The 19,634-nt window shown below is 39.0% G+C and carries 2 protein-coding genes; both read right to left on the reverse strand.

Annotated elements, in window-relative coordinates; translation table 11 throughout:
* A partial coding sequence (locus NT145_04255; GenBank protein MCX5781902.1) for a hypothetical protein occupies positions 1 to 3,420 on the reverse strand: 3,420 nt, incomplete at its 3' end.
* Positions 3,401 to 19,381 carry a hypothetical protein gene (locus tag NT145_04260; GenBank protein MCX5781903.1) on the reverse strand — a complete coding sequence of 5,327 codons (15,981 nt, stop codon included), beginning with the start codon at positions 19,379 to 19,381 and terminating at the stop codon, positions 3,401 to 3,403. The genes NT145_04255 and NT145_04260, both read right to left, overlap by 20 nt.
* Positions 19,382 to 19,634: the final 253 nt, after the last annotated feature.

Genomic DNA, 19,634 nt, shown 5'->3' on the forward strand with positions numbered 1-19,634 from the left:
ATTATTTACAAAATTATAATCATAACTTACCGATACTTGCGTCTTTTGCAGGCTCCCGTCCCAGCTATAGCTATTACCGTTAATAGTTGAGCTTGTATCGTAGAAGTAATTTTCTTTCATTACAATTCCCGCAGTATTAACAGTACCATCAATTTTGGCAGGAGTTGTAATTTTTGTTTTTAAAACCGTTTGTCCGTATTCAGAAGCACCCCCGTAAACATTTCTTTCTAGTACATTTTTTGAGGAATCATTATCATACGTAATGTTTATACCGATCTTTTGCAGGCTTCCGTCCCAGTTAATAATGTTCCAGGGATGAGCTATACTTCCATCACTGCCGTTACCATCAAGATCGCCCGAACTGCCGGTCTCCGTAAAAGTAGTGCCATAACCATAGACTTCAGTCCTGTTTTGAGAGTTATCGGTATAATTAACTTCAATCCCATTAACTAGAACGCTAAACTGAAGGCCTTCATGACGCAGCTGTCTTAAAACAAGCTGATGATACGAAGCCAGGAGCGTCGCATCGCAATAAGTATAAATTTCTCTATACGATTTTGATTGATTGCCGTTAATACTATAATACAAAACGTCCATCTGAGTTTTTTGCAGGCTCCCATCTGATGCCCTTGTATATAAATAAGTTTCAATCCTGTTTTCCGAGTTGTCTCCTCCCGAACCTATAAATACCATCTGACTTTCTTTTATCTCGCCGCTAAAAGTACCGTAATTATAAGTTTCAGTGCCGTTTTGTATTCTGTTAAAATCATAATTTTTTGTCACCTTCCATGTCTGCCAACTGCCATCCGCCACTTTTACATATTGATGGGCCTCAGTTCTATCCTGGCTATGGTCAGCTTTATGAGAAACATCCAGATCAAAACCTTGGTAAACCATCGATGTCATAAGAGCTGAGTTGTATATTGTCATATCGCTTTCATAAGTAAAAGTTTTCGTATAGCTTTTTGCATAATCAATTGAATATTGAACATGAGCGGTTTCCATTTTTAGACTGCCGTCCGATTGGCGGTCAAAGGTGTAGGTCTCTGTCCTATCGTTTGAATTATCGTACAAACCATCATATACCAAATCCGTCTGAACAAGTTCGCCTGAGGTTAAACCATAGAAATCATAAATATAAGTTTCGTTATAATCCTTAATCCAGTTTAGGTTATACCGCACTGAGGACCCTGTTTTCTTTAGGCTGCCGTCCGACTGGCGATCATATGTGTAGGTCTCTGTCCTCGCATCTGAATGGTCAGTAACACCGTCACTAAACTTCGTAGTTATTTCAACACTGCCATGCACAAGGCCGTATATAAAACTTTCATTGAAATCCTTTTGGGAAGTTAATGTATATCTGGTTTGAACTCCCGTCTTTTGCAGGCTCCCGTCCCAGAGAAATAGAAGTTCACCTGTTACTCCGTTACTGTTTATGTCCTGCGCAGCACCTTCCTTAACTGTCCTTGAATATGTATAGGTTTCAGTCCTGTCATTTGAATTATCGGAAGTGCCGTCAAATGACATTACTGTCTGAACAAGCTCGCTTGAAACCAAGCCATAAGTGTAATTCTCAATATAATTTTTGCCCCAATCAACAATATAATTGACAGAATTTCTTGTTTTCTTCAAACTGCCGTCGTCCTGGCTTGAATATAAATAAGTTTCAGTCCTGTTTTCCGATTGGTCAGAAGTTAGGCTGATATGTTTGCTTTTCTTTACGACTAGCTCGCCGGATATCATCACGTAACCGTAGAATTCTGTATAACTTTTTTGTAGTATCGCAGGTAAAGAAATATAAAATTTTATCGCGCTATATTCCACAGGATTACCGTTAACAACCTTTACATACAAGTCAGGTCCGGAGGCGGAATAACCGTTAGCGGCGGTAGCAAGCTCATAACTGCCGGTATTATTTAAATCGCCGCTGCCTTTATAGACATAATCCGCACCAGTAGCAGAATCAATAAGCTTATATGCACCTGCCCCGTCAGAAACAGTAGTGGCTCCCATAAAACCAAAGTTTTTAATTGTTTGCACACTCATTGTGTCATTGAAATTGCTGCCTCCTTGTGAAAACCAAAAGTTTATACTCTGATTTTGTGAAATCGTATAAACTACCGAGACTTGAGTCTTTTGAAGGCTGCCGTCCCAGGTTATTAATTCATTCTGACTCGCATTCCCGTTTAGATCTCCGGTAGTCGCATTTTCCCGCAATGACCTTGCATACGTATAGGTTTCCAGCCTATCCTGTGAATGGTCAGAAAATAGCCCGACATATTCCATCCGGCTTTCTTTTACCTCACCAGAAAACGTACTGTAACTATAAGTTTCAATCCCGCTTTTTTCAATCGTGTAAATATAATCTTTCCTTATTGTATACTTTCTCCAGCTTCCGTCCGCCACTTGAATATATGTATATATTTCATTTCGGTCCTGGCTGTGCTCGGCTAGATGCAATGCATCCTGGTTCAAACCCGCAATATCCATCTCAAGAACTTGAACAGTTCCATAGAGGTATATATTTGTTGAATATATAAGGGTTTTTCTATAATTCTTGCTGTAATCTTCTGTATAACGAACTTCCGTTATGGTTGATTTTAAAGTTCCGTCCACTTGTCTGGCATATTGATAAGTTTCTGTCCTATCTTCAGATTTGTTAACTAAACTTGTTCCGCTATGAGTCATCTCTGATATAACAATTTCACCGGAAATAATTGAATATTTGTAGTTTTCAATGTAATCCCTGTGATTTGCAAATGATTCCTGAAAATATACAGGCGAATATATTTGGCCCGCTTTTGTATAAGTTCCGTCTCCATTGTTTATATAATTGTTGGCTAGAGTCGCAAGGACAAAAGAATTGCTCTCAAACACATAATCTATGCCATTTGAATTGACAATTTTATACCCGTTAGCCGTTGGAATAGTAGTTATTCCTGATAAGATATAGGATTGAATTGTCTGCAGATTTATAGGAGTGCTTACTACTTGCGAAGAATTCGAAATACAAGAAAATATGTTGCTAGAATAATCAAGCGGATAAGCTACCGAGACTCGTGTTTTTTGCAGGCTTCCGTCCCATGAAGCAATAATATTGCCGTTTGAATCTTTAATGTTTGTGCCAAATGTATAATCTTCTCTAACCGGGATTCCAACAGTTGCAGTTCCGCCATTGTTCATCTGATAGATAATTTTTGTTATTAGAACTGATTTACCGTACTCAGCAAGTCCTCCGTAAATACTTACTTCTAAAGTATTTTTTGCGGCGTCATTATCATAAGTAATTTTAATACCGATCTTTTTTAAACTCCCGTCCCAGGCATAGGTTGTAACTCCGTCATTTAAATTTATCCCGTAAGTATAAATTCCCGTTCTGTCTTGAGAATGATCGATAAAACTAGTGCCTGGAATGCACACTGCCGTCCGTAGACAGCTGCCTGGTATAAGTATAAATTTCAATTCTGTCATCTGATTGATCCGGATTCGCATATCCAGCAATTATTTGGGCCTTGTTAACCATACTCTTTTGAATAACCTGGCCTAACGAAGCGTTGTATTCATATGTATATTTCTCAATTCGGCTTTGTGTTTTGTCAAATTGATTAATAAAATCATCAAATACAGTAGATATTTTTTTAAGACTGCCACCCCATACAAAAGCATCCCAAGGAATAGCTGATCCATCGCTGCCGTTACCGTTTAAGTCGCCGGTAATGGCATCTTCCTGCAGTGATCTTGCATACGTATAGGTCTCAGATCTAACATAGGAACTATTAGCGCCTAGTCCGCAGTGGACCATTTTTGTCTGTACAACGTCTCCTGATATAAAATTATAATAATATACTTCGTAATAATTCTTATCAGTTAGGCCAGGGTTGGGAGTAATACCGTTTAAATTTACATATGTTACATCAGTTCTTGTTCTTTGAAGAGAACTGTCCGCTCCGGTTTGCCAATCGTAAGTGTAGGTTTCTGTCCAACACTGGGATTGATCCCAATATTGAGTCGCGTTAATTGTGTATTGGTTAATATGTGTCTTATTTAGCTGAACTAGCTGACCGTAATATGTACCACCGCTACTGCTAAGACCGTATGTATAACTTTCAGTATAATTATCTGCAATATTATAATGTGTTGCGCCGACTGAATAATCGCAATTCACTGAAGCTTTCTGAATTGATCCGTCTTCCGCTGTTAAATATGAATAAGTTTCGGTACGGCTCTCTGATTTATCGGTTACGCCGTCGTGAACCATTGTAACTAGCTTAATATTGCCTTGCCTAATGCCGTAAATATTGCTTTCATCATAATTTTTCTGGGAATTTAGCGTATATCTGACTTGAATCCCGGTTTTCTGAAGGCTCCCGTCCCAAGTAAAAGTAGTACCGGCTGAAGAAACGCTATTTGCATGGGAATATGTCTCAAACCTGTCTTGCGAATGGTCAGAAATTCCGATATGCTTTTTTATATATTCAACAATTTCTCCGCTTTGATTTTGATACGCTATTGTTTCCGTATAACTTCTCGGGTCAGGGTCCAAACTTTTTATGGGATTAACATTAAAAAACATTGCGCTGTATGTCTTATTATCTTTAGTATAGTATGCTGTACCTAAAGAACTATAGCCATTATCTGCTGTGGCAAGTTCATAACTATTTACATCATCAATAGGGCCACTTCCTTTGTACACATAGTTATAAAGCTGATTATTATAACTACCTCTAAGCACATATGAGTTCCATGCACTCTCATAAACCGAGACCGCACCCTTATTAATAAAATATTCAATTGTTTTCGCAGTAATTGTTCCATTTATAGCTTGTTGTGCATATATTCCCGTAAAATTATTGTTTTGTTGCAAGTATGGCGGAATAGAATAGCTAACAGAAACACCAACCTTTTGCAGGCTCCCGTCCCAAGAGTAAGTATCATTTGTGTCTCCGTCATTATTCAAGTCTCCGGAAGTATTTTCATCAACGGATCTTCCATAAACATATCGTTCAATCCTGTCTTCTGAAGTGTCATTATAGCTAATGCCACCTACATCAAAGGAAAGACCTGTATGAATCATTGCAGTCATAACAAGCTGGTGATAGTTATTCCCGGCAGAGTCAAAAGTATCGAACAAATACTGTTCTCTATAATTGTTGGCAACGTTTACATCATAAATAACGTCAGTTTGGGTTTTTTGCAGGCTGCCGTCCGCCTGCCTTGTATAAGAAAAAGTCTCTGTCCTGTTTGATTGATATTGAGAATAATCGAAATATACTACTTGACTTTCCTTTATCTCGCCGTAAAACTTGGCATAGCTGTAGGTTTCTCTGCTATTTAGTGCTGTAGTATATAAATAATTTTTTTCTATCGTATTAATTTTCCAACTACCGTCTGCCACCTGTGTATATGTATAGGTTTCAACCCTGTCTTGACTGTGGTCCGCTATGTGTGCCCCATCCTGATCAATGCCGGCATATATTACGTTTGCTTCAAGTTCAAAAGTAGATCCGTATGTGTATGCGTCACTTATATAGCTAAAGCTTTTTCTATAACTTTTGTTATAATCGGTTGTGTAGTGAACCTGCAAGATTTGAATCTTTAAACTGCCGTCAAACAGCCTTACATATTGATAATTTTCTATTCTGTCTTCGGATTTATCAACCGAACCGATATGCTCCATTTTTATCAGAGAAGTTTCTCCGGATACTAGATCATAGGAGTAATTTTCAATATAACTTTTCGGGTCCGGCAATATTGGATTTACAAAGTAAATCACGCCGTGTAATGTAGAATCCGAAATCCTCATATATAACCTTTCTGGTTCAGGACCAACATCTACATACCCGTTGGCTAGGGTTGCGGCTTCATAACTGCTAGGGTCTTCAAAAGCACCGCTGCCTTTATATACATATGGAACACCGGAAGCAGAATCAACAAGTTTTTGATAAAATCCTGCTGCAGCACCGCTGGCAGTAGCGCCCCGGCTAGCCAGGACTTGAATCGCTTCTCCTGGCATTGTTCCATCAATTTGGCCAGTGCCAAAACTAAAGCTATTGCTCTGATAAAAACCTGGAATGCCATAAGTTACTGAAACACTTATCTTTTGCAGGCTTCCATCCCATTCAGCAATAATATTGCCGTTTGAATCTCTAATATCTGTTCCGTACGTATAATCCTGTCTTTCAGAGTTTCCGCTGGCATTAATTGTCCCGTCAGAATTTAGGGGTGTGGTAATTTTGGTTTTTAGAACAGCTTGACCAAACTCAGCAAGCCCTCCGTAAACATCCGTTTCTTGGATGTTCTTTGAAGAATTATTATCATATGTAATCTTAATTGCGGTTCTTTTCAAACTCCCATCCCAGTAGCTGGTAGTAACTCCGTCAGAACAATTTGTACCGTATGTATAATCTTCTGTCCTATTTTGCGAGCCGTCAACAGAATTTGTATGCCTCAACTGTGTCATTACAAGCTGGCCCGGTTGTAAATCATAGAAATAGCTTTCTGTATAATTCTTAGCTGAAATTAAACTTTCCAAAGGATTGGAAAAAAATACCTGGCTATATCTTATTTGATAGGAGGTTTGAATGCCGGAAGGATAATAATATCCTGTCTTCCAGTAACGTCCGTTGCTTACATTAGCATTATAACCATTGGCTGCAGTCGCAAGCTCGTAACCCTTACCGTTCCATACATAATCAATATCAGTAGCTGAATCAATAAGCCTATAACCTTCAACTATACTTGCATTAATAGACCCTCTATAATAAACCGTAGTTGCTCCCTTTGCGATAAGGCTTTGAAGTGTTTCCCCGGACATTGTTCCGCTGTATTGATTATTATAAGTATCGTAATCGCAACCGAAATAAATAAAAGAATAATTATCCTTTTGATACGTATTATAAGTTACGGAAGCCTTAGTCTTTTGTAAACTTCCGTCGTCCGCTTGCCTTTCGTATTCATAAACTTCTGTCCTATCGTTTGACCTGTCTACATTTATGTTATTAGGATCATTAACATTGCCGGAATAGGGAAGTTGTTTATAGATCAAGCTTCTTTGCACAACATCACCTATCGAATTATCATATTCATATGTATATTTTTCAATACGACTTTGCGCTTTATTAAACACATAATCAAAAACGGTCTGAGTCTTTTGCACACTGCCGTCCCAATTAAAAGTATCATTTGTATCTCCGTCATTGTTAAAGTCGCCTATGACTCTAAAAGCTTCAAGAGTTGTTGCCGTATTATAAGTGAATTGAACCGCAGGCCCATTAAATGTCAGGGAAATTTGGAATGCGTTGTCTGACTTATTTATAATATAGTATGTATAATTGCTGTGTATTCCTTCAGGCGTGAACACCCCGCTGAACTTCACCAAATCTCCGTTACTAAAATTGTGTTCAGTCATATTTATAACATTATTTACTCCGGAACTGACCGTGCAACTGCCTTCGTCTTTAAATTCAGAAATATTCGTTCCATAAGTATATGTCTCAATCCTTTCATCCGAACGGTTAATAACAGATCCTTCATGCATCATGGCTTCTAAAACCTGTTTTCCTGCTTCCATGCCATAACCAAATACTTCGTAATAATTTTTATCACTAAGCTCAAAATTATTTGTTCTGTTCGAGTCCCTATTAATATATGTTACGTCAGTTCTTGTTTTCTCAAGTTTCCCGTTCCATGAATAATAATGATAAAAGACGGAATTGTCATTACTAATTGTTGAAGATGTACCGTAAGTATAATTTTCTCTCCAGCACTGTGTCTGGTCAGAATATGTAGTTCCATTAATAACGTACTCGTTTATATGTGTTTTGCTGGTCATTACCAGCTGATTGTAATTAATACCTCCGGCATTAAGACCGTATGTGTAGCTTTCAATATAATTCTTTGCGGTATTATAATGAGCGCCATTAGCCGAATAATCAACAGTTAATGAATCCTTTTGTATTGAACCGTCATCAGCAACCCTTGTATATGTATAGCTCTCGGTTCTGCTTTCTGATTTATCCGTAACTCCGTCGTGAATCATAGAAATCAATTCAAGGCTTCCCTGCTGTATTCCCCAGACATAGTTTTCTTCATAATCTTTATTGTAATTTATTGTGTATCCTACCTGTGTTCCAGTCTTTTGAAGGCTTTCGTCCCATGTTGACGCCCCTACACTTCTTCCATATGAATAGGTCTCAATCCTGTCCTGCGAATGGTCAACAAGCCCTGTATGCTGCATCTTATATTGTGTTAATGTCCCGGATTGATTCTTGTAAGCTATAACTTGCGTATAATTCTTTGCGTTTGGAGGAAGTTTTGTTAAACCGTGGTCAAAATATATAGGGCTGGATGTTAATTGGCCAGCATGCTGATCGTAGTAATAACTGGTTGCAAGTTCGTAGTTATTCGGATCATAATAATCGCCGCTTCCTTTATAAACATATTCTAGCCCCGAAGCAGGATCAATAAGTCTATAATGTTTGCCATTATAACCATTTGCATCATATACAATAGCTGCTCCCATTAAGATAAGCGCCTGTATCACAAGCCCTGACATTGTTTCGGATTTGGGGCTATTGTATGTAAAATCAAACTCATCGGTTTGGTAAAAGTCTGCAAGGTTAGAATAATTTACTGAAACTCTGGTCCTTTGAAGGCTTCCGTTCCAGTTATAGGGAGTAGTAGTACCATCGCTTTCGGTGATAGTGGCACTCGTCCCGTATTCGTATTCTTCCTGATAGCATTGCGATTTGTCCGAATAATCTATACCGCCGATCGTGTATTTGCTTATGTGCGCTTTTGATAACTGCACCAACTGGCCGTAATCTGTAGTTCCATCCGCGCTCTTTAATCCATAAGTATAATACTCAACGTAGTTATTGGCTACATCGTAACTTACTCCGTTTACTGAATAATCAACTGAAGCTGATCCTTTTTGTATTGTTCCATCCGCCGCTGTTATATAGGTATAGTTTTCAGTCCGGCTTTCTGATTTATCCGTTACCCCGTCGTGAACCATTGTTATTTGTTCAACATCACCCTGGCGAATCCCATAGATATAACTTTCATCGTAGTCTTTCTGCGAATAGGTTATATGCCTTACTTCAACATTCGTTTTTTGTAAACTTCCGTCCCAGGCATAAGGCGTTCCGCCTATATTCAGGCTTGTCGCATAATTGTATGTTTCTATCCTGTCTTCAGAAGTGTCTCCGCCGTTTGTCCCGATATGTTTCTTTTTGTACTCCACTACTTGCCCGTTTTGGTTTTGGTAAGCCGTTGTTTCCGTATAGTTCTTGTAATCCGAAAATAAATATTCTACCGATACTTCCGTTTTCTTAAGTGTGCCGTCCCAAGAGTAAGTATCAGTTGTATCTCCGTCATTGTTCAGGTCACCGGAAATAGCCTCATTTACCGAAGTGCCATAAGTATAATTTTCTATCCTGTCGTTTGAAGTGTCTGTATCCGTAACCACTCCTTCAGTATAAGAAAGTCCGTTATGTACCATTAAAGTCATAACAAGCTGGTGATATGTAGATAACTGTACCGGATTGCAATATGTATAGGTTTCGTTATACGATTTCGCAGGCTCCTGCAAATAACTTGCTTCTGTCTCGATCCTCTGCAAACTGCCGTCTATCTGCCTTTCGTATTGGTAGGTTTCTGTCCTGTCCTGCGAACGATCGCTAGACAGCCCCTCATACACTATCTGGCTTTCTTTTGTCTCGCCGTAAAAACTTGCATAGCTGTATGTTTCTCTGACACTTTGCGTTGTGACCTTTGTAAAAGATCTATCAATTGTATATGTTTTCCAACTGCCATCAGCAGCTTGCGTATATGTATAGTCTTCAATCCTGTCTTTACTGTGATCGGCAATATACAAGGTATTGTCTTTCAAATAACCGTCCAGCCCCTGATAAGTTATTCTTGTTTCCAGCGCAGAACCGTAAGTGTTTACATCCCAGTACACAACTGACTTTGTATAACTCTTGCTGTAATCGGTTAAATAATATACTGCTGAATTATTAATTTTTAGACTGCCGTCAGTTACTCTTTCATAGCCGTATATCTCTACCCTATTTTCTGATTTGTCCACCGAATTATAGTGTTCCATTCCCGTCATTACGATCTCGCTATCCTCAATCTGATACGCATAATGTTCATCGTAATTCCTTGAGTCTGCTGCGCCATAACTTACCGACGTCTGAATCTTTTGCAGACTCCCGTCCCAACTCAAATTAACAGGCGCTCCGCCTATAGATAAAGGTGAGCTAGAATCCAGTGTTATGTTAAACGAATTTCCATATGTGTAGTCTTCCCTTTTAATTGATGCGCTCGTATTTACCGAACCGTCATAATTTAACGGCGTAGTTATCTTTGCCATCAAAACTACTCGTCCATATTCAACAAGTCCGCCGTAAACTTCTGTTTCCTGAACATTCTTTGATGCGTCATTGTCATATACAGTGATGGTTTCTACCTTCTTTAAACTTCCATCCCAACTATAGTCAGTGGTCCCATCAAAATAGTCTGTTCCGTATATGTAAGTTTCCGTTCTGTTTTGGGAATTATCGGTATAGATTTCGGTGCCAACTGTAAAAGATAACCCCTGATGGCGCAGTTGAGTCATAACAAGCTCTCCGTAATTAGTGACAATATTTCCGCCGCCATCCCTAATTCCGATGTCAAAAGTGTATTGTTCTTCGTAGTTTCTTGCAATATTAAATGAATAAAATACTTTTGTATTTGTCTTTTGAATACTTCCGTCTTCTTCACTGGTGTACCCATAAAACTCTATTCTGTCGTTTGACCTGTCTACATTCGTATTGTTGGAATCGTTTACATCGCCTGAATACGGCAATCCAGAATATACCATGCTCCTTTGAACAACACTGTCCAGCGTATTATCATATTCGTAAACAGTGTTTTCAATATGGTTTTGTGATTTGTTAAATGTGTAATCAAATACTGTCTGTATTCTTTGCAAACTGCCGTCCCAAATTATTGAATCATTGGTGGTCCCGTTTCCATTTAGATCGGTAGAATATTCTTGTATTGATGTGGCATATCCATATGTTTCTAGCCTGTCTTTAGAATGATCCTGTGTTCCGGTATACTTCATTTTATATTCAACTACTTTGCCGTTAATATTCTGATATGCTATATCCATACTATAGTTTTTAGGATCATCAGGTATGGTTGTTAAAGGATGGTCAAGATATACGGTTTCGCCCGCCTTATTAAACCAATGTCTTATCAGCCAAAAAATATCAGCAAGTGTGTAATTGTCAGGATTATTTATATCTGTTCCGTTATCTTTATACACATAAGTCATTCCTGATGCAGGATCTATAAGTTTATATTTGCCTGTAGTGCTGTCATATACCGCTGTCGCTCCTTTTGCAAGCAGTGCAAGAATTGCTGAACCCTCCATTGTCCCGTGTGCTGTGTATATAAGTCTATGGCTCCCAAAAGTGCCACTCCAATACTCAAAATAAAAATTGTTGTCCTGGTAAAAATACGGCAAATTGGAATATCTTACCGATACTTTAGTCCTTTGAAGGCTTCCGTCCCAATAATAGGTAGTAGTTGTGCCGTCATTTTCTGTAATAGTGGCACTTGTCCCGTATTCATATTCTTCCTGATAGTTCTGCGATGCGTCTACCTGGCCGTTAAGCTCATACGTGCTTATGTGGGTTTTGGTTAGCATTACCAACTGCCCGTAATCTATTGTTCTGTCTACATTCTTAAGCCCCCAAGTGTAATATTCAACATAATTCTTTGAAACATTGTAATTTACACCATTTACCGAGTAATCTACCGACATCATCGCTTTCTGCACCGAACCGTCTTCAGCATTCAAATAATATGTGTAACTTTCTGTACGGCTTTCTGAATCATCATATATCCCGTCGTGAACCAATACCGCAAGTTCCGTATCCCCCTGAACTATCTTGTAAGTGTATGTTTCATCGTAGTCTTTTTGCGAACTTACAGCATATCTAACTTGCTGTTCGACCTTTTGTAAACTGCCGTCCCAGGTGGCAGCTCCCGCACTTCTTGCGTATGAATAGGTTTCAATCCTGTCGTTTGAATTGTCGTTAGTACCAATATATTTTTTCTGCTTTTCCACTGCTATCCCTTCTATAGTCTGGTAGGCTGTTTTTTCTATGTAATTTTTTTGACTTGAAGCTGTATAGACGCAAGATGTTTGCGTTTTTCTAAGGCTTCCATCCCAAGAGTAAGTATCAGTTGTATCTCCGTCACCGTTCATGTCGCCCGAAACAATCTCATCAACTAAATTCCCGTAGGTATAGTGTTCTGTCTTGTCTTCCGAAGTGTCTGTAACTATGTTTCCGTTACCGTCTGTATATTGAAGCCCGATATGGCTCATCTCGGTCATCACTAATTGGTGATAGGCTGCAAGCTCTGCAAAATCACAATATGTATATGTTTCTTGATAATTCCTTTGGTCAGTTGATCCGTAATTTACTGTGGTCTGGGTTTTCTGCAGGCTTCCGTCTGTCTGTCTTTCATATTGGTAGGTTTCGGTCCTGTCTTGTGAATGATCGTACGATAAACTTGTATAATTAATCTCGCTTTCCCTTATTTCGCCATAAAATGTGTCATAGCGGTAAGTTTCTAAAACGTTTTTAGCATTTGTTCTTGTAAATAACTTTTCAACCGTCCAAATCTTCCAGCTCCCGTCTACCGCCCGGCTATAATTATAGTTTTCTGTCCTGTCTGCAGTATGATCTGCAGTATAAAAAGTGCCGTCCGATAAGTACCAATCTAAACCGCTATATCCTGCAGATGTTTGAAGCGCGGCGCCCCATCTTGTCATGTCTTTTTCATATGCAAATGTCTTCGTGTAGCATTTGTTATAGTCCTGTAAATATAACACCTGCATCGCTAAAACTTTTAATGTCCCATCTGCCTGTCTTACAGCATCACTTGGATTTTGCGAACCCGTCTGATTGTAATGATATAACTCAGCCCGGTTTTCTGAAGCATCCATTAAATTTATGTGCGCCATACCGCCTAAAACTATCTCGCCGCTGGCTACCTGGTAACCGTAATGCTCAGTGTAGTTCCTTGCATCATTTGTGCCGTATGTAACAGTACTTTGCGTTTTCTGCAGGCTCCCGTCCCAAATAAGGTTGTATTCTCCGCCTATGAATAATCTGCTTAATGTAGGATCTAAAACTAAACTAAAAGTATTTCCGTAGCTGTAATCCTCTCTTGTAGGCGGATCGTTTAAGTTTATCGTCCCGTCATAATTTAAGTGTTCGGTTATTTTTGTCTTTAATACTGTCTGGCCGAATTCTTGGTATCCCCCGTATATATCTATTTCGTGAACATTCTTCGTCGGATTGTTGTCATACATTATCAATGTGTCTATCTTTCTTAAACTGCCGTCCCACGCATATGTAATAGCACCGTCACTTGAACTCGTGTCGTAGTCGTAACTTTCTGTCCTGTCCTGCGAATGGTCTGCCGAAAATCCGTTTGTAGCACTGTCTAACCCCTGATGACGCATCTCGTTCATTACTAATTGTCCGTTTTGCCAATCATAAGTATAAGTGTTTATTTCTTCGTAATCCCTCATAGCAAATAATAAATAATTTACTCTAATGTCCGTCTTTTGGATACTGCCGTCCGTCTTCCTTTCATATTCATAAACTTCTATCCTGTCGTTTGACCTGTCTACATTCGTATTATTGGGGTCGTTTACATCACCTGCGTACGGTATCGCGCTATATATCATCATGCTTTGAACTACGTCACCTAACGTATTATCAAATTCGTAAATGTAGCCCTCTATTCTGCTTTGCGTCTTGTTATATGTGTAATCAAATATAACTTGCGTTTTCTTTAAGCTGTTGTCCCAACTGTATGTAACACTGTTATATATCACGCTTCTGCTATATGTGTAAGTTTCGATCCTGTCCTGCGATGTGTTTGTCCCTCTTCCGGTATGCGTCATTGAATTTTGAACGTTTTCACCATACTGTAATTCGTATGTGTAATACTCATCATAACTTCTTTCCGTAAGCAACGTATTTTCAGTACTGTCCAAATTGATATATGTGTAATGCAGCCCTGTCTTTTGAAGGCTACCATCACCCGCTAATGATCTGCTATAATCGTATTCTTCCTTCCAGCACTGCGATTGGTCTATCAAACCATTAAGTAAGAATGTTGTTATGTGATCCTTCCCGGTCTGTACAAACTGGCCTTCAACTACACCGTAGTAATAATTCTCTATGTAGTTTTTGGCTACGTTGTAACTAATCCCGTTTGCCGAATAGTCTACCGCCGTCATAAGCTTTTGCAGTGTTCCGTTAGCTGATCTGAAATAAGTGTAGCTTTCAGTCCTTGTTTCCGAATTGTCTATTACGCCATCATGCACCATCTGGACTAATGATAACTCCCCGTCATCTAAACTGTACACATAGCTTTCATTGTAATCTTTCTGCGTATTTAATAAATACTGCACACGTAATCCTGTCTTTATTAAACTGCCGTCTGCTTGCCTTTGATCAAATAAATATGTTTCGGTCCTGTCGTTTGAATGATCATATACTCCGCTATATATCATTGATGTCTGAAGCATTACGCCGTGTACTATCTCATAACCATAGATTTCAGAATAGTTTTTCCCTATATCTAAAACATAACTTACATCTAACCTTTGTTTCCTTAATGTCCCGTCACTAAAAATATCGTAAGTTATCCCTTCAATTCTGTCCTGCGAATCGTCATAAATATAATTATATACCCTTGAATATTCTTGCCAGTTCTGATATCCGTCAAGCCTGAAATAGTTTTGCGTTAAATCGTAATCTTTGTTGGTGTTAACGCTGTACCTCACTTGCGTTCCTGTCCTTAACACCCCCTCACCACCGGTAAAAGGTACTCTTGTGTAAGTGTACGTTTCAACGCGGTCTTTGGACATATCCGTTACGCCTATACCGGGAACTCCTCCGCCGCCGCCGCCGGGAATTATCGTTTGATAAGTAAAACTTCTCTGCACCATCTGGCCTACAGTGTTATCCGCCTCAAATGCGTATATCTCAGCGTGGCTTTCTAACACGTTGCCGCTTTCAGAAGTGTATTCTATGTCGCTCCTGATTTTCCTTAACACGTCATCGTAATATCTCATGTAGGTATAACTTTCTGTCCTGTCCTGGCTGTGATCCGTGTATCCGTAATAACTCATCGTCTTGATTACCACATCACTATAACTGCTTACATCAAATGTCTGGGTTATTTTATAACTCTTGGCGGTATTTATTGTGTACTTAACGTCTGTAATTGTGTTTTGTATGCTGTTATCTGATTGGGTTTGGTATGTGTAGGTCTCTACCCTGTCTTTTGAATGGTCGTTATATCCTGTTACGGTCTTTTTAGTAATTCTGTTTATCGAATCATCCCAGAAATTGTTAAATGTGTATTTTTCTACGTACCCGTCGTTTACCCCTGCGCCAAGTAGTATGTAGTCGTATATATCCCCGTTTACGTTTACTTGGTAAGTGTGTTCAACACCGTCCTGGTCAGTTATTACTTCAAGACCGCCTGAATTCTTTACAAAAAATTGGTTTGCGCGATAAGTTATTACCGTATTTGTTGTGTTTGTTGACTTAAAACTCTTTCCGCCAGCCGTAAAGCTTTTGTTTAATCCGATTGTAAGTTGAGCTTTTTCACTGTAAAACGACGCTGAAGACAGTGCTGATAATATGTTGTCGTCACTATATCCGTAAATTGTTCCTTTAAAATACCAGCCGTCAATATCATCGTATTCGTTTGCGTTTATGGCTTCCCCAACTGCATACTGAAACGACGCCTGGCTGTTTATCTGCGCCTGGCTCTGCCTGCCGCCTGCACTCGGGTTTGCAAAGTATACGTTGTCCGTGTAAGCTATTCCGTCAGTCACCTTAAACTTGCCTTGCTCTAAACTTAACTTTGCGCCTGAATAAATCCTGTAATCAGTCCCTTTAAACTTTATTACTATGTCTTGCGTTGTTACTAAATCGCCGTCGTTGTCTATCTCAAATCTTGCCAGGTTTGTTTCACTGTATTCTTTTCCTAAAGGCCCTGTCATCTTTTGTTCTGAAAGAAGATATATCTGGCCGTATGCGTTTTCTAATCCTTTAAATATGCTGATCTTGTCCCCATCATTGAAACTTAACGTAAAACTGCCTTGCGTGGTTGATATCAGCCGTTTGCCCGATCTTTCCCTCACTGAAAACTTTGATTCACCTGCCCAGTAATAGTCGTCTTTTAGTTTTATTGATTCAGTGTTTTTCCCGTTAGATATGTAGCCATCACCTGTCACCTTGAATGTAAATCCTCGTTTTATGTCAAACTTGCCGAAAAATGTTCCGGTGTCTTGGTTTGACGTCATTGTAAACGTGCCGTGCGCCCTTGCTACTGCTGTAAGCAATGTCACCGTATCACTGGGGTTTGCCTGATACACTGTCTGAAAATTTAAACTTACTTCATCGCCTGATATTGATTCAAATAGGTTTTCGGATACATCATATCCTGTAGCAATTTTTTTGAGGTCTTCTTTTGATATGTATGCTTGCGCGTCCTGGCTTCCTTTATACCATTGCCCGTAGTTAGTTACTAAACTGCCTGATTTTACATTGACTGCTATATCATCTATGTAAATTTTAGAACCTGCCAACGCTCTTGTTCCTACGCCTGTTACTGCCCAGCGGCCTGCCCTTAAAGATATCACTGCTTCAGGGCCTGATACACCGTATCTGTTCCAGTCTTCGGTTATTATCCCTTTGGTCCTTACCTTATTGTGATAAAAATAGCCTATCTCGTCCTGCACTGTTGCGTAAATCTTGTCGGTTAATACCGTTATCGTTCCATCGTATTCCATACGAACGTTTATTGTCTGGTCAGGATCAAATGTTATTCCTTCACGCGTTTTTAATTTCAGGTCAGTCGTATTAAAACTAAAATACAATGTCTTTAAATTGTCATCATATGATATGTTCGTTATCCCGGGCGCTTTACTTAAAAATGTTAAACTTGATAACCTCTGCGGAGGAAGTGTTACCTGGACGCTGTTTATGTACGTCATTATGTTTTGCCCAAATACCATCTTCGCCATTACGCCTTGATAGTCCACTTCGTTCCAGGTTGTCATGTCTTTGTTGAACGTAGAATCTTGAATTGCATAATTTATTATTGAATTTGATAAATTCAAGCTTTTCAGTGCGTTAAATACTATTTGGTATGTTACGCTTGTCCAGGTGTTTATGTCAGTTGAAATGCCGATAAGGTTATTGTATGTCTGCTGGATGTGTGTTACGAGGTTTGAATATCCGGTTGCAAGAAAGTCTTTTGTGCTTTGTGATATCTGAAATACGCCAGTCATGTTAAGGTTCTGTGTAAGTATGTCTATGTATGTCCCAAGTGATGCAAACTTTTGCCAGCCGGCTGAAAAATTAATAAAGTCCCCAGGATTTAAGCCTTCTAAAAATGTTTTGACTTCTTTTAAGTAGTCTTCACTAAGTTTTGATATTGAAAATAGGTTTATCGGGTTTGCTAGGATCCCTGCAAATACGGCTGCCTGTTTTATTGCTTTTTCTTTAGGATCGGATAGTCTTGGGTCTTTGGTTATGTCTAACATCAAATTAACTACAAACTTTAGTTCGTCTACGAATGAAGTAAATAAGTTCGGATTGTATATTTCTTTGGATATTGTGTTTTGGTTTAGGTTTAATAATGCGTTGTATGTCATATCTTCGTTAATCCGTACAACGCTGTTTGTTATGTCTGCTGAATAGACCTTGTTGTCTATTGGGCTTAAGTACCCTATTTGGCCGTTCCAGTAGACCATTCCTGTTTCAGCGTTGTATGAATACGAGTATGTAGGGAGATATCCCCCTGTCAGGCTTTCTAGGATTGTCTTTGATACTGTTTCTTTGGCAAGACTCGCTGATGTCAGTATTACGCCGCCAAGATTGTTTATCCATTGGCTTTGCGTCATTGTCTTTTGTATGCCGTTACTATCCAAATAATATATTATGTCGTTTACTACTTTTGTAGCTGTCACATAATGGTCTTTCAAATAAAGTATTACTTCCCCTGTCTTTAATGCTTCTTTGAGTCCTTCAATATTTACCTGGAATGCGTTTAAGATCAGGCCGTTCAGTTTTGCTACTGTCTGGATTGCTGACATGCTTGTCACTATCTGGTTTAACGCTTTGCTTTTTACTAAATCAAATGTGCCTGAAAAGATGTCCACCAAAAGCAGTGTTAAGCCAATTGTCGTTTTTTCTAGTGTATCTTTTACACCTAACAAAGTGCTTAGCGATTCTACGGCGCAGTTTATTACTGTCCCTCCGCCGGCAAAAAAATCAGCTAAAAACACATATATAGTTTTTAGCTGGTCTTTTGTTACGTTAGCTGTTATGTTCAGTTGCTCGGATATTGATTTTAAGATTTTGTCGGTTTGATTGCTTATGGTATCACTTGCTGTTTGCGGGTTGACCCCGTTAGAGAATATTCCTATCAATAGTTGCTGGTATATTGAAATAAAATCAGTTTGTAGTTGTATTTCGTTTCCTTGATTGGCAATGTCTTGGGATTCTCTAACGGGGTTGATCAGTTTTTGTAAAAGGTTTAATAGTTCTGGAATGGTTTGAATATTTACAAGTGCTGTTGGGGCTAGTATTGTTTCTTGCGTTGCTTGGGTTATTTCAGTTTGGGTTGTCGGGGTTTCGATTGCAGGTTGTTCAGATGTTTCTTGAATTGGTTCTGTCTGGATTGCGTTTGCGGGATTGGTTAAAGCTTTTGCTTCGGCTGTTGGCGGTGCAGGAATTGTTTGACTTGCCAGCTCTTGCGCCTTTTTCGCTTTTTCTATTTCGTCCTTCGCGCCCTTCTTTATCATCATCACGTCTACGGGCAGATTTTTGTTCTTGAAATATTGCAGGCATGCCTGCTTTAAACCTTCGTTTCCTTCTTTTGAAAACTTGCCGTCGCCTTTCGGGGTGTATGCGCTTTCGCCGTTCCAAAAGCCTATCGGTCGCCAGGACTTTTTGTTTTGCTCTAAAACAGATATTACGCCGTTGGTTTCTACTTTAACTTTGAGTTGCGCTATTGCTGCTGGTGTGTAGGGGATGTTTGGGTTGGATAAAACGTATTCTATTCGCTCTTTGTCTTTCTTTTCTTTTTCGCCGGGTAAGTCAGTACGCGCTGCAAATGCGCTCGGGCCTAATATGTTTGTTATAAAACACACCGTAATTGTTACCGCGATTACTTTGTTTACGTAATACGCGCGTAAATAATTACGCGACATAAATATAATGTATTGACGGCAAAAATAAACCGTTTGCTTGAGAAAATCTTTTATCTTATCCATGATTTTACCCTCGCAAATAATATTCATCGTTCATCAAATAATTCCTTTTATATTCAGTTCACGTTTTCCCTATATATTAATACAAAATAGTTATTAAGAACTTAAAAACAATTTGTGAATTATTTGTGAATTTTCAAATCGTTTTTAGTTATTTTTTGCAATGTTTCAACTAATAAATATATAAGTCATGATACTGGTTTTGTCAACCTTTATTTGCCTTTTTACCTTGCCGTCATTCCGTCCGCCCTGGGCG

This window comes from Elusimicrobiota bacterium (assembly GCA_026388075.1).
In the GTDB taxonomy this organism is placed as follows: domain Bacteria; phylum Elusimicrobiota; class Endomicrobiia; order Endomicrobiales; family JAPLKN01; genus JAPLKN01.